Source organism: Arthrobacter sp. M4, from assembly GCF_020251205.1.
In the GTDB taxonomy this organism is placed as follows: domain Bacteria; phylum Actinomycetota; class Actinomycetes; order Actinomycetales; family Micrococcaceae; genus Arthrobacter.
Window position 1 is genome coordinate 305,676 of sequence record NZ_JAIWYX010000003.1, and the last position, 13,295, is coordinate 318,970.

General features: G+C 62.2%; 10 protein-coding genes. 5 read left to right on the forward strand and 5 right to left on the reverse strand.

Features of this window, described 5'->3' with window-relative positions; genetic code table 11:
* Window positions 1-34 precede the first annotated feature (34 nt).
* Both LD110_RS07885 and LD110_RS07890 read left to right on the forward strand, forming a co-directional pair.
* Complete coding sequence (locus LD110_RS07885) at window positions 35-421, forward strand: BlaI/MecI/CopY family transcriptional regulator (protein WP_225498127.1); 387 nt, start codon at window positions 35-37, stop codon at window positions 419-421.
* A 6-nt stretch (window positions 422-427) separates the two neighbouring features.
* Window positions 428-1,468 carry a M56 family metallopeptidase gene (locus tag LD110_RS07890; protein ID WP_225497954.1) on the forward strand — a complete coding sequence of 347 codons (1,041 nt, stop codon included), beginning with the start codon at window positions 428-430 and terminating at the stop codon, window positions 1,466-1,468.
* 44 nt (window positions 1,469-1,512) lie between these two features.
* On the opposite strand, the gene LD110_RS07895 is transcribed toward LD110_RS07890, so the two are convergent.
* Complete coding sequence (locus tag LD110_RS07895; RefSeq protein ID WP_225497955.1) at window positions 1,513-3,621, reverse strand: type IIA DNA topoisomerase subunit B; 2,109 nt, start codon at window positions 3,619-3,621, stop codon at window positions 1,513-1,515.
* Window positions 3,622-3,837: 216 nt separating this feature from the next.
* Between LD110_RS07895 and LD110_RS07900 the strand changes: the two genes are divergently transcribed.
* A complete protein-coding gene (locus LD110_RS07900; RefSeq protein ID WP_225497956.1) occupies window positions 3,838-4,059 on the forward strand; it encodes a hypothetical protein in 222 nt (73 codons plus the stop codon).
* A gap of 209 nt (window positions 4,060-4,268) precedes the next feature.
* Here LD110_RS07900 and LD110_RS07905 read toward each other — a convergent pair whose 3' ends face one another.
* The 4 genes from LD110_RS07905 to LD110_RS07920 all read right to left on the reverse strand — a co-directional run bounded on the left by LD110_RS07905 (window position 4,269) and on the right by LD110_RS07920 (window position 9,666).
* Entirely contained in the window at window positions 4,269-5,615 is a 1,347-nt protein-coding gene (locus tag LD110_RS07905; RefSeq protein ID WP_225497957.1) for an RNA polymerase sigma factor, read from the reverse strand.
* A gap of 283 nt (window positions 5,616-5,898) precedes the next feature.
* A complete protein-coding gene (locus LD110_RS07910; RefSeq protein ID WP_225497958.1) occupies window positions 5,899-7,206 on the reverse strand; it encodes a DUF4192 family protein in 1,308 nt (435 codons plus the stop codon).
* Window positions 7,207-7,305: 99 nt separating this feature from the next.
* Entirely contained in the window at window positions 7,306-8,643 is a 1,338-nt protein-coding gene (locus tag LD110_RS07915) for a nitrate/nitrite transporter (RefSeq protein ID WP_225497959.1), read from the reverse strand.
* Between the two features lie 84 nt (window positions 8,644-8,727).
* Window positions 8,728-9,666 carry a proteasome assembly chaperone family protein gene (locus LD110_RS07920; protein WP_225497960.1) on the reverse strand — a complete coding sequence of 313 codons (939 nt, stop codon included), beginning with the start codon at window positions 9,664-9,666 and terminating at the stop codon, window positions 8,728-8,730.
* Window positions 9,667-9,970: 304 nt separating this feature from the next.
* Here LD110_RS07920 and LD110_RS07925 point away from each other — a divergent pair, with 304 nt between their 5' ends.
* Both LD110_RS07925 and lpdA read left to right on the forward strand, forming a co-directional pair.
* Window positions 9,971-11,497, forward strand: coding sequence for a leucyl aminopeptidase (locus tag LD110_RS07925; protein WP_225497961.1), 1,527 nt, complete (start codon window positions 9,971-9,973; stop codon window positions 11,495-11,497).
* A gap of 333 nt (window positions 11,498-11,830) precedes the next feature.
* Window positions 11,831-13,213 (forward strand): dihydrolipoyl dehydrogenase, encoded by a 1,383-nt coding sequence (gene lpdA, locus LD110_RS07930; protein ID WP_225497962.1) that lies wholly within the window; start codon window positions 11,831-11,833, stop codon window positions 13,211-13,213.
* Window positions 13,214-13,295: the final 82 nt, after the last annotated feature.

Consider the following 13,295-nt stretch of genomic DNA (forward strand, 5'->3'; position numbering starts at 1 on the left):
CACCAGCCGGGGAGTGGAAAGTAGGGACGTGAAAATGGCGAGTCTTGGGGAACTTGAGCGGGCTGTCATGGATTTGCTGTGGGCGAGCCAGGAGGCTGTGACTGCCAACACAATGCGCGACCTACTGGCCCACAATACGGGAACCGACGACGGCGCAGCCGCCCACCCGGGCAAGGAACTGGCCGTCACAACTGTCCTGACTGTGCTGTCACGCCTGGAGAAGAAGGGCCTGGTGGAACGCGAGAGGGGCACGCGCCCGCACCGCTACCAGGCGGTGTCCAGCCGCGCGGACCACACGGCCGAGCTCATGCATGAAGTGTTGGGATCGGCACCCGACCGCGAAGCAGTCCTGGCGCGTTTCATCGGGTCGGTCACCGAAAGTGAAGCAGCGACTCTGCGGAAACTGCTCGGCCAAAGCTGACCCAGCATGTTCTGGACCTCATACTTTCTGGCGGTCCTTGCATTGGTACTGGCTTGGCCGGTACCTGTACTTCTTTCGCGGGCTGAATGGCCTTCACGGGCCCCGTTCACGGCCATGGTCCTATGGCAGGCAATAGCCCTCGCTGGTGGTTTGTCGATGATTGGCGCAATGCTTGTCTACGGCCTGGAGCCTGCCGGTGACAACCTTATTGCCGGGCTGCGCACCCTCGCGGGAATGGTGTTTTTCAATGCGCCAACAACGTCCCTGGGTTTTTGGCACCTGTTCGCCCTCTCGGCAGCCGCGCTCCTCACGGCCCACCTTGTCTTCACTCTGCTGTTGACCTACGTGAAGATCGAACGGCAGCGGCGACGCCACCGCGAACTGCTGGCTCTTCTTGCTTCCCCTGACGCCGGAGGACCCGGCACGCTGGTCATCAACCACGATTCCCCAGTGGCCTACTGCCTACCCGGAGGCGCACGATCCGTGACCGTGCTGTCCGACGGGTTGATGGCCGCATTGGAACCCAACGAACTCCGCGCGGTACTTAACCACGAGAACGCACACCTAAGCCAACGCCACGACCTGCTGCTTTGGGCTTTCGCCGCATGGCGTCAGGCGTTGCCCTGGTTCCCCACAACGCGGTTGGCGCAGGTAGCGGTCAACTCCCTGATCGAGATGCTCGCCGATGACGCCGCCTTGAAGTCCGAAAGCAAGGCCACACTCATCCGCGCCATAGCCATCGTGGCAAGCGGAGCGTCACCCAGCAACCCGGCCATGGGGCCCCTGGGCAACAAGAAAACGACGACGGACAGCGACTCGGGCGGTATGGTTACGTCGCCGGCCGCCACAGGGTCCGACGTCGAGGATTCCGCGTTCGGTGGCAGCGGCGGCGCCGCCTCCGCGCGGACGACTGCGACGCGGGTGAGCAGGCTTCTCTCCCCCAAGCCGCCCTTGGCCCGGGGATTCCGAGCCTTGGTGCTGGCGGGATCCGCCCTGCTCCTGGCCGTGCCCACGGCCCTGCTCTTCGTGCCGGGGTTGCTGGGTTAGGACGTTATCCGGGTCAGGCGCACAGTCCGGACCTGTGGCCCTGGTCAGGCGTCGATGCGTTCCCGATCAAGGCTGGCCGCTCCCGCAATGATGAAGTCCTTGCGTGGGGCCACGTCGGAGCCCATAAGCAGGTCAAACACTTCCTCGGCGCGCTGTGCACTCTCAATGGTGACGCGGCGGAGAGTCCTGTGCCGCGGATCCATGGTGGTCTCGGCGAGCTGCTGGGCGTCCATTTCGCCGAGGCCCTTGTAGCGCTGGATCGGCTCTTTGTAGCGCTTGCCTTCCACGGCCAGCTTGGCCAGCAGTCCGTGCAATTCGGCCTCAGAGTAGGTGTACATCATCTCGTTGGCCTTCTGGCCAGGGTTGATAACCTCCACGCGGTGCAGGGGCGGAACAGCGGCAAAGACCCGCCCCTCTTCAATCATCGGGCGCATGTACCGGAAGAATAGCGTGAGCAGCAGCGTTCGGATGTGGGCTCCGTCGACGTCGGCGTCCGTCATGAGGATCACTTTTCCGTAGCGGGCAGCCTCGGCCACAAAACTCCTGCCGGAACCGGCACCCACAACCTGGATTAGCGCAGCACACTCTGCATTGGACAGCATGTCCCCGACCGAGGCCTTTTGCACGTTCAGGATTTTGCCGCGGATCGGCAGCAAAGCTTGGAAGTCCGACGAGCGAGCCAGTTTGGCTGTACCGAGGGCCGAGTCACCTTCAACAATGAACAGCTCCGAACGTCCCACGTCGTCAGTACGGCAGTCCGCTAGCTTGGAGGGCATGGAGGAAGTCTCAAGCGCATTCTTTCGGCGCTGGGTTTCCTTGTGCACCCGCGCCGAGATGCGCGACTTCATCTCGTTGACGATCTTTTCCAGCAATTGAGCCGATTGGGCTTTGTCGTTGCGGTTGGATGAGTTGAGTTTTGCGGTGATCTCGTTCTCCACCACCCTGGCGACGATTGCACGGACTGCGGAGGTTCCCAGGATTTCCTTGGTCTGGCCTTCGAACTGTGGCTCGGCGAGGCGCACTGTGAGCACCGCTGTCAGTCCGGCCATGACGTCGTCTTTTTCGATCTTGTCATTGCCGGCTTTGAGCCTTCTGGCGTTGGTTTCCACCGCCTTGCGGAAGGTTTTCAGCAGGGCCTGTTCAAAGCCTGCCTGGTGCGTTCCCCCCTTGGGAGTGGCGATGATGTTCACGAAGCTGCGGACGGCAGTGTCATAGCCGATCCCCCACCTCAGCGCGATATCGACTTCACAGTCGCGTTCGACTTCGGCGATCTTGCTGTGTCCCTTCTCATCCAGGACCGGGACGGTTTCCTTGAACTTCCCGGCGCCGTGCAGACGCCACACATCCGTAACGGCGGTGTCCGCGGCCAGAAAGTCGACAAACTCGGAGATGCCGCCGTCGTGGTGAAAGATCTCCTCGTGCGGCCCGCCCTCCCCCGGTGTTCCGGGCAGCTTTCTTTCGTCCCGAACAGTGATTTTGAGACCAGGGACCAAGAAGGAAGTCTGGCGGGCCCTGGCAGCCAACTCTTCGTAAGAGAACTTGGCGTCAGGCGTGAAAATCTGGCGGTCAGCCCAATACCGGATGCGCGTGCCGGTGACACCACGCTTGGCCTTCCCGACTACGTCAAGGACGGAGTCCTCAATGAAAGCTTCGAAGGGCGACGCCGGGTCCAGCCTCGATCCCTGATCCTTGAAACGGCCGGGCTCCCCGCGCCGGAAAGACATTTGGTAAGTCTTCCCCCCACGGTCCACCTGGACGTCCAGGCGGGCTGACAGGGCATTTACCACTGAAGCGCCCACGCCGTGCAGGCCGCCGGACGCCGTGTAGGACCCGCCGCCGAACTTGCCGCCGGCGTGAAGCTTCGTGAAAACAACTTCGACGCCGGTCAGGCCGGTTTTGGGCTCAACGTCCACGGGGATACCGCGCCCGTCATCGTGGATTTCAACCGAATTGTCCTGGTGGAGGATCACTTTGATGTCGTGCCCAAAGCCCGCAAGGGCTTCGTCCACGGCGTTATCGATGATCTCCCAGAGGCAGTGCATCAGGCCGCGGGAGTCGGTGGAACCGATATACATGCCCGGACGTTTCCGAACAGCTTCCAGACCTTCCAGTACTGAAAGGTGCCTGGCGGTGTATTCAGAACTCGGTACCACTGGCGGGTTACTCCTCTGGAAATCTGCAAAAACGGCTTGTCCTAGGCTAACTGGCCTCGGCCCCAAAGAGGGTGTGCCACTCCTGGCGGATGGGGTTGGATCACCGTGATGTTACCTACACGTGATACGCGCTGAGCGAAAGTTGAGCCAATCTTGCATAGGTTTGGCATCGATTGCTGGTTATATGGACGTACTGAATTACTGAAGGAGGCAGACATGGCAACAGCAGTGGCAGACCGCACGCTCAACGCCCTGGACCGGTGCGATCGCTGCGGGGCACAGGCATATGTCCGGGTTGTACTTGAATCCTCCGGTGGGGAATTGCTGTTCTGCGCACACCACGCACGGGCAGTGGAGGCGAAACTGCGGCCGCTCACGTCGAGCTGGCACGACGAGACCGACCGGCTGCATGAAAAGGAACCCGTTCCCGTCGACTAGACCAAGCAAACGTTAAAGGCAGGTCCCCTTCTTGGAAGGGGGCCTGCCTTGTTTTATGCCCCTGTCACCCATGCTCAGCGGGCCCCTCACCGCATCGCGACCGGGCATGACGGCGTACGGCAAACATACGCGCGGCTGACTCCGGGTATCACAAATACTGGGAATCAGCCGCGCCGGCCAGCGTGTGGCCAGTGTTTTTTGGACGGGTATCAGTCCAGGTAATCCCGGAGGACCTGGGACCGGGACGGGTGGCGAAGCTTTGACATGGTCTTGGATTCGATCTGGCGGATACGCTCGCGGGTAACGCCGTACACTTTTCCGATTTCGTCTAAAGTCTTCGGCTGGCCGTCGGTCAGCCCGAAACGCATCGCTACAACGCCGGCCTCGCGCTCAGACAGCGTGTCAAGGACGGAATGCAACTGCTCCTGGAGCAGCGTGAAGCTGACTGCGTCGGCGGGCACCACAGCTTCCGAATCCTCGATGAGGTCCCCGAATTCGGAGTCGCCATCCTCACCCAGCGGAGTGTGGAGGGAGATGGGCTCACGGCCGTACTTCTGGACTTCGACGACCTTCTCCGGTGTCATGTCCAGCTCGAGGGCGAGTTCTTCCGGAGTAGGTTCGCGGCCAAGATCCTGCAGCATCTGCCGCTGGACACGGGCCAGCTTGTTGATGACTTCCACCATGTGCACCGGGATACGGATGGTCCGTGCCTGGTCCGCCATGGCACGCGTGATGGCCTGCCGAATCCACCAGGTGGCGTACGTGGAGAACTTGAAGCCCTTGGTGTAGTCGAACTTTTCCACGGCGCGGATAAGGCCGAGGTTGCCTTCCTGGATAAGGTCGAGGAAAAGCATGCCGCGACCGGTGTAGCGCTTGGCCAGCGACACGACCAGACGGAGGTTGGCCTCCAGCAGGTGGTTCTTGGCGCGCTTTCCGTCATGAACGATGAATTCGAGTTCCCGCCTGAGCTTCGGCGCCATACCGCCGTCGTCGTTCGCGAGTTTTTCTTCGGCGAACAGGCCAGCCTCGATGCGGAGCGCCAGGTCAACTTCCTGCTCAGCGTTCAGCAGGGCTACCTTACCGATCTGCTTCAGGTAGTCCTTAACAGGGTCAGCCGTAGCACCGGCGGACATGACCTGCTGAACGGGTGCATCATCATCGTCAGCGTCGGAGTAAACAAAGCCGGAGCCGGTGGCCGCGGGGGCCTTCTCGCTTTCTTCCTCGGTCTCCTCTGCTTCCTCGGACTCGTCCGTGAGCTCAGACTCGTCGGGCGAAGCCGAGTCGAAATCCTCTTCCTCGTCGACCTCGGCGTCGTCGATTTCCTCTTCGTCTTCGGCCTGGCCTCGGGCATTCTTGCCAGCGGCCTCGGCCGCTGCCTTGGCGCCGGGCTTAGGCCCGCGCTTCTTGGGAGCCGGCTTTCCCGAAGGGTCTGCACCTTGGGTTGAGTCCTTGGCTGCGCGTGTAGCCGCGCGCTTGGCAGATGCGCCCGCGTTCGTTTCTTCGGCGGACAGTTCGGCCTGGGCGGCGGGTTCCTTCTCGACGGAAGACGGGGTCACAGAAAACCTTTCTAGCGGCGGTCTGTGGAATCACCATGGGGGCAACACCACTATGACCCTGTCAAGTCCGCGGTAAACATCACGTGCAACCGCCGCCTGCAGGGCCACTTAGTAGAACTGCTGACGACTCTGGATTGTTCCCGTCGGGAACTTTCCGGACACGCAAACGCGGACCCAACCGGGTCTCGGCATCCATTGTCGCACGGTTTTCAGCACAAAGGCACGCCATGACGCGTCCAAGTGGCGTTTCGACCGCATTCCACGATCAGCAGGACCCCGAATTTTAGGCCGCGGCGGTGCCAAACCGTCGCCATGCTGCTTCGGACCGCCGCGCCCAGCCGCACAGCGTTCCCCGCAGGACCACTTCCTGGAGGAGTTCGGCCAAGCGGTAGCTTGGCAGTTCCCTCAAGGCCGCCCTGTACAAGGAATCGGCGTAGGATCCCCTTCCCCTACACCACTCAATCCAGCCTCGCAGCGTGAGGCAGGCGGCACGCGCCTCGCCCCCACCGAAACCTGCCAAGGCCTTGAGCATGTCGTCCAGCGTCTGCATTGCTGTCCAGTCCGGCACATCAGGTGCAAGCCCCAGCAGGACGTCACCATAGGTTGCTGCCACCGCTGTGGTCCCGTGTACCGCGACCGCTGGAGCGCCTGGGCTTCCGTCCTCGGACGGCCCAGCCTTGCATACCGTCCTGGTTGCCTGAGCACTTAGCTGCAGCAACTCGACCGGGACTCCGTCAGGCAACCCTGCATCGCAGCTCTCGGCGTCCATAAGGAAACCGAAATCGTCCGCTCCGCGATAAGCATCGGCAAACCCGGCAGCGGCCATAACCGCTATTGCATCGCGCCAACCGGGAACGCGTAGAGTCGCCCGAAGGAAATTGGCAGATTCCAGCGAAATCTCACCCGAACGCAGCTTTTTAGCCACGCGGAGACTGCTCCACATATGCAAAACCGCTTCGAAGCATGCCCTGTCACGCCAGTGCGGCTCAAGTAGACTCAGGAACCCGTCTTCCGACGATTCGCTGCCATCCTCAGCCGTGGCAAGCGACCGCATATAGGGAGCGCAGTCCCCATAGATGTCCACGTCCGAGGGCGCCTGCCGGACCGAACTGCCCCGGTACACCATCTCAGCATTCACGCGGCTGTCCTTGATCAGCTGGACGCTCCTGCCAGGGAGGGGGCAGCATCGTTCGTCGTCGCAGCTTGCGTCTCGCCAGTACTCGTGGCCAACCAGCCATGCGACCTTAACCGGCGTCCCTGATGCAGCCAGACGCTCTGCGAGCGAGCTAAGCATGGGACGCCAAGTGCCGCCCACGCTGTTCGTCTCCCAACCGCTATCTGTGAAAACGGCGAGAAGCACGCCGTCGGCCTTTTCATCGGCGGAAAGATAATCGCTGACCTGTTCCGCGAAAGCCGCCAGTTGATCCGGCCTGTCCGTGTCCGGCAGGTCCACGCGCAGCGTGGCACCGAGTGAGTTGCCCTGCGTGGTCATGGCCACCAGGCTTTGATCCGGCCAGTAACCCAGGACGTGTGGAACGAAGCCGAGAATATCCTCAGGGGCAGTGGCGATCATGGGCTTGTCTAATGTCATGCTTACAAGCCTTGCCGGGAGACCTGAAGCCGTACCAGACACCACTGCGGCTATGTGGATCTCACGGGTTATGTGGATAATCCAGCGCTTGAGCCACGCCTACTTGACGGCGCGGGATCGCCGCTGTTCCAATCTGGCGCGCCTCTGTTCTGCAAGGGTCTTTAGCAGAGGTGGGACGTGTACACCCTGCGCGGCCATCTGCCTGCGCACTTTGCGGCGAGTCACCAGAATCAGGACTGTGCCCAACGCAAGCAGGACATATTGGATGCTGAAGGCGATTCGAAAGGAATCCAGGCTGTACAGGTCACTGGAATAGCCAGTTACGCGGAGCACGTCCAGAATTAGTCCCACGGCGAAGATCGTGACCAGGGCCGCAATAAATCCGCCCACATTGACTATGCCCGTGGCCGTACCAATGCGCTGTGCCGGATTGAACGTGCGGGCGAAGTCGAAGCCAATCATCGAACCCGGTCCACCTATGGCAAGGACCACAACAAGCCCGGCGAGCAACCACAGAGGTGCGTGGCCTGGCCACAGCAGAACCGTCGCCCATGCCAAGGCGGTGGCGCCGGTGATGAGCAGGACCATGGCGGAACGGCGCATGGGGTGACGGGACACGAATCGGCCAAAGCCGGGACCCACCACAATCGCCGTCGCCACAAAGAGGGCCATAAGGGCGGAGACTGTTCCCGGATCCAAGCCCTGTCCGGACACCAGGAACGGGTATCCCCATGTCATCGCGAAGACGTTTCCGCTGAATTGCACCGTGAAATGACTCCACAACCCCAATCGGGTTCCCGGTTGCTGCCATGCACGTGTCAGCGAGACTCCGGTAGCCCGCAGCCCCTGCGCGGGCTCCCGCGGCGGGTGCCCGGGCGGGACGTCGCGCAGCAGGGCCAGAACCAGCACCACGGCCAATGCCGACATCGCAGACAACGTGAGGAACGCCGGAGTCCAGCCGGAAGCGTGCAAGAGGAACGCAAACGGCACCACACTGAACAACTGTCCAAGTTGTCCGGTCATGCCCGTCAGCTGCGTGACCACCGGTACCCTGGCGGGCGCGAACCACAGGGGAACCAGGCGCAGAACTGACACGAACGTCATGGCGTCCCCCGCGCCGACCAGGACACGCCCAAAAACTCCCCCCGGAACAGTGTCCGCGTTGGCGAGCTGAAGCTGGCCCAGACCCATCAGAACCGCGCCGGTGGCAATCATGGCCCGCGATCCGAAGCGGTCCACCAGCACACCCACTGGAATCTGCAGCCCGGCATACACCAGCAACTGCAGCACGGTAAAGAACGAAATAGCGGCTGCCGTGGCGTGGAATCTCTCCGTCGCTTCAAGGCCGGCAATGCCGAAAGACGTCCGCTGCGCCACGGCCACCAAGTAGGCGAAGACCCCAATAGTCCAAATCAGCCAGGCGCGGGGTGCATTCACCCTTCAATTATGCCCAAGGCCAGCAGGCGGGCGGCAACCGCCGTCCATTCCCTGGCAGGCTGTCCCAACCGCTAGCCAGCTCGGCTACGGGCGAACGTCTTTGCGGGCCAGATAAGCCTCCACAGCGGCACCCAGCTCATCCGCGTTGGGCAACTCATCGTTTTCCCCCGCCAGCAATGATCGACGTGCGGTGCCCTCGGCTTTCTCGTCGTAGCGCGCCTCCAACCTGGACACGACAAGCTGGATCTCTTCGGAAGCCTCAACCTGCTCCGCGATCTGGCGCCCAACTTCCCGGCCTACTTCCCTCAGGCGGTCGGTTGGAAGCATCAACGAGGCAGCGGCGCCCAAGTACTCCAGGCCCGCAACGGCAGCGTTGGGGTACTCGGCGTCCGCCAAATAGTGCGGGACGTGGATGACGTATCCTGCAACGTTCCGTCCAGCCTCCACCAGACGGACCTCGAGGACATGCCCAATGGCAGCGGGAACCTCAACCGTTGGCTTCCAGCTCGAAATGCCCTCAATGAGGTCCGGCCGATTTCCGTGCACGGTGACGCCCACGGGCCGTGTGTGCGGCACCGGCATGGGAATTGAATGGATCCAGGTCACCAGGTTGACTTCAAAGTGTTCCACGAGCCTCACTACGGCGCGGGCAAATCGCTCCCACTGGAGGTCCGGCTCGAATCCGGCCAGCAGGAGGAAGGGCTGTCCCAGCCCGTCGCGGAGCCTGTACAGGACCAGGCGCGGAGGCTGGTAATCCTGGAGGTGGTCCTCCACGAACGTCAGATGCGGTCGGCGCGAGCGGTAGTCCATGAGCTGGTCGGCGTCGAACTCGGCCACCACATCTGCGCCCAGTGTGTCCAGCAGCTCAGCATTGATTTGCTTGACCACGTGCCCTGCATCGGCAAAACCGGTGAACCCCATCACAAGGTTGAGGCCTTTCAGGCCTGGGTCGTGAAACAGCTCCGGATTGCCCACATAAAGGGCGTCGGGATCCAGCAATGAGCCGGCGATCCGGTCAATCACGGCATGTCCTTTCGCGTAGGCGGGAAGTCTAGGGTGGGCGCGTGCACTGCCGTTCGCCGCGGCGGCCTGACTGCCCTTCGTCTTTTTACAACGCTGCCAAGCGTGCAGGCATTCCTTACACCAATGTGCCACAGCTCTCATGTCTGTTGCCCCACGAAGCAGTGTGGAGACTACGATCGAACCGGGTCGGCCGAACCGGCCCGTACACCGCAGACGCCGTTCAGGGACGACGCCGGCCGGTTCCGCGCGGAGGCGAAACATGCCCCCGTTGCCGCGACATCTCAGAAAGTGAGGACACATCCCCGTGGTCAAGACTAACGACATCACCCTGCGGTCCATTTCCAAGGATTTGAAAAGGTCACCCAGCGACGCCCTTGTGGTTGGCGTCGGCCAAGGAAACGAAGGTCCGGTATTGCTGGACAACCCGTTGTCGGCAAAGGCAGCCGAATCGCTGGCAGCGTCGTTGAAAATCCTGGGTGTCACTGGTGCCGCAGACCAGATGGTCCGCCTGCCGGGGATCGCCGAAACCGGGGCCGATGTACTAGTCCTGGCCGGCGTGGGAAAGCTCGGGACGGACGGCCTCAGCGAAGAGGCGTTGCGGCGGGCTGCGGGCTCAGCCGTGCGCCAGTTGGCGGGCCTCAGCTCGGTCACTCTTGCCTTGCCGTCCGCGTCGCTCGGCGATGCCGGAGCCGTGGCGGAGGGTGCCGTCCTTGGCGCCTATTCCTTCACCGAGTTCCGTTCCAACAAAGACGGACTAAAGAACCCGGTTGGCACGGTCAAGATCTTCACGGAATTCGCCGGCACCAAGGACTTCGACCGCGTGCTGGACAGGGCAATCACGGTGGGACGGGCCGTGAATGCTACCCGTACCTTGGTCAATCAGCCGCCCAGCCATTTGTTCCCGGAGAGTTTCGCCGAAGCGGCCCGGGAATTGAGCAAGGGCCTGCCCGTCAAAATTACGGTCTGGGACGAGAAAAGGCTGGAGAAGGAAGGCTTCGGCGGCATTCTCGGGGTCGGCAAAGGCTCCGTCCGCCAGCCGCGACTTGTCAAAGTGGAATATTCGCCGGCAAAGGCCGAACGCAAAATCGCTTTGGTCGGCAAGGGCATTACCTTCGACACGGGCGGAATTTCCATCAAGCCGGCGCTCGGCATGGGTGACATGAAGAGCGACATGGCGGGTGCCGCCGTCGTCCTTAATACTGTCCTGGCGATCGCACAACTTGGCCTTCCGATCAAGGCGACAGCCTGGCTTTGCATCGCGGAAAACATGCCGTCGGGCGCCGCGCAGCGGCCTGCGGACGTCCTGACTGTGTACGGCGGCAAGACTGTGGAGGTCCTTAACACCGACGCCGAAGGCCGCCTCGTCATGGCCGACGGCATTGTGGCCGCTGCTGAGGAGCAGCCTGACGTCATCATCGATGTTGCCACGCTGACCGGCGCCCAGCTCATCGCGCTCGGCAACCGTACGGCGGGTCTGATGGGCGATGAGACCGTGACAGCGGCGCTGAAGGAGGCATCCGACAAGGCGGGCGAGGTGGCCTGGCCCATGCCCCTGCCGGAAGAGTTGCGGGCCAGCCTCGATTCGCAGGTCGCTGACATTGCCAACATCGGCGAACGACACGGCGGCATGATGACCGCTGCGGTATTCCTGCGCGAATTCGTCGGCAAGAACGCCGACGGCGAGCTCATCCCCTGGGCCCACATCGACATTGCCGGCCCGTCCTTTAATAACGGCAGCCCGTGGGGCTACACACCCAAGCAAGGAACCGGGTGCACCGTCAGGACACTGGTCACTTATGCGGAGGGTCTCGCCGCCGGCACCACCGCCTAGTTGGGCGCCACCGCCGAGTTGGGCAAGGACAGAAAGGACGACGGCGGCCCGGTCCGGCATTCGGACCGGGCCGCCAAATGGCCCGCGCACCGGCGGGCCACCACTCCCCGGATGCCCGCAACGGGGCGTCCATCACTCGCCCACGTGACTCTGGCCACAAGCGCCCCACAAACGCCTCCGGAGGGTGGAGCATGGATAGGTGGTTCGCTAAGGTGAACCACGGTAGTCACAAATGCAAGAGAACTTTGGTGCTGGCATAATCACGGCAGAACAAGTTCCAAGACCAGATGATGCGTTCTTCGCGTGTCATCGTTCACGCGAGGGAGCGTCTAAGTGGCCGATCAGGCAACTGCGCAAGAATTCGACATCCTGGTACTCGGTGGCGGTAGCGGCGGCTACGCCACAGCCCTGCGTGCCGTACAACTGGGCTTCACCGTTGGCCTCGTTGAGAAGGCCAAGCTTGGTGGAACGTGCCTTCACAACGGCTGCATTCCCACAAAGGCACTGCTGCACTCGGCGGAACTTGCTGACCATGCCCGTGACTCTGCCAAGTATGGCGTGAACGTCACGCTCGACAGCATCGACATCAATGCCGTCAACGCATACAAGGACGGCATCGTCGCGGGCAAGTTCAAGGGCCTGCAGGGACTCATCAAAGCCAAGGGCATCACCGTCATCGAAGGTGAAGGCAAGCTCCAGGGCACCGACACGATCGTTGTCAACGGCACTGCCTACAAGGGCAAGAACATTGTGCTTGCCACGGGTTCCTACTCCCGCTCGCTCCCTGGCTTGGAAATCGGCGGCCGCGTCATCACGTCAGACCAGGCCTTGGAACTGGATTACATCCCCAAGAGCGCCATTGTCCTCGGCGGCGGTGTGATCGGTGTGGAGTTCGCCTCCGTGTGGAAGTCCTTCGGCGTCGACGTGACCATTGTCGAGGGCCTTCCGTCGCTGGTCCCCAACGAGGATGCTTCCATCGTCAAGAACCTGGAACGTGCCTTCAAAAAGCGCGGCATCAAGTTCAGCACCGGCGTCTTCTTCCAAGGTGTGGAGCAGGACGACAACGGTGTTAAGGTCACCCTGGTTGATGGAAAGACCTTCGAAGCCGAGCTCCTCCTCGTTGCCGTTGGCCGTGGCCCCGTGACGGCGAACCTGGGCTATGAAGAGGCAGGCGTCACCGTCGACCGCGGCTTCGTCATCACCAATGAGCGCCTGCACACCGGTGTCGCCAACATCTACGCGGTGGGCGACATCGTCCCCGGCGTCCAGCTTGCCCACCGCGGCTACCAGCAGGGCATCTTTGTTGCCGAAGAGATCGCCGGGCTCAACCCGACCATCGTTGAGGACGTCAACATCCCCAAGGTCACCTACTGCGAGCCGGAAATCGCCACCGTCGGTTACACCGAAAAGGGTGCCAAGGAGAAGTTCGGCGAGGACCAGGTGGAAACCCAGGAATACAACCTGGCTGGCAACGGCAAGTCTTCCATCCTCGGCACCGGCGGCATCGTCAAGCTCGTGCGCCAGAAGGACGGCCCGGTCGTCGGCGTTCACATGATTGGCTCGCGCATCGGTGAGCAGATCGGTGAAGCTCAGCTGATCGTCAACTGGGAGGCCTACCCGGAGGACGTCGCCCAGCTGGTCCACGCCCACCCCACTCAGAACGAAGCCCTGGGTGAGGCCCACCTCGCCCTAGCAGGCAAGCCACTCCACGGCTAAGTCTCCCCACGAGACACCTGGGCTGTGCACCCGGCACAACCTGCCGGGTGCACCGCGCCCGATCAACAACGCATTCATCCGC

Bases quoted from the DNA above. Each gene is read 5' to 3' on its own strand.
- LD110_RS07885 (WP_225498127.1), top strand. From the start codon at position 35: ATGGCGAGTCTTGGGGAACTTGAGCGGGCTGTCATGGATTTGCTGTGG.
- LD110_RS07890 (WP_225497954.1), top strand. From the start codon at position 428: ATGTTCTGGACCTCATACTTTCTGGCGGTCCTTGCATTGGTACTGGCT.
- LD110_RS07900 (WP_225497956.1), top strand. From the start codon at position 3,838: ATGGCAACAGCAGTGGCAGACCGCACGCTCAACGCCCTGGACCGGTGC.
- LD110_RS07910 (WP_225497958.1), bottom strand. From the start codon at position 7,206: ATGACATTAGACAAGCCCATGATCGCCACTGCCCCTGAGGATATTCTC.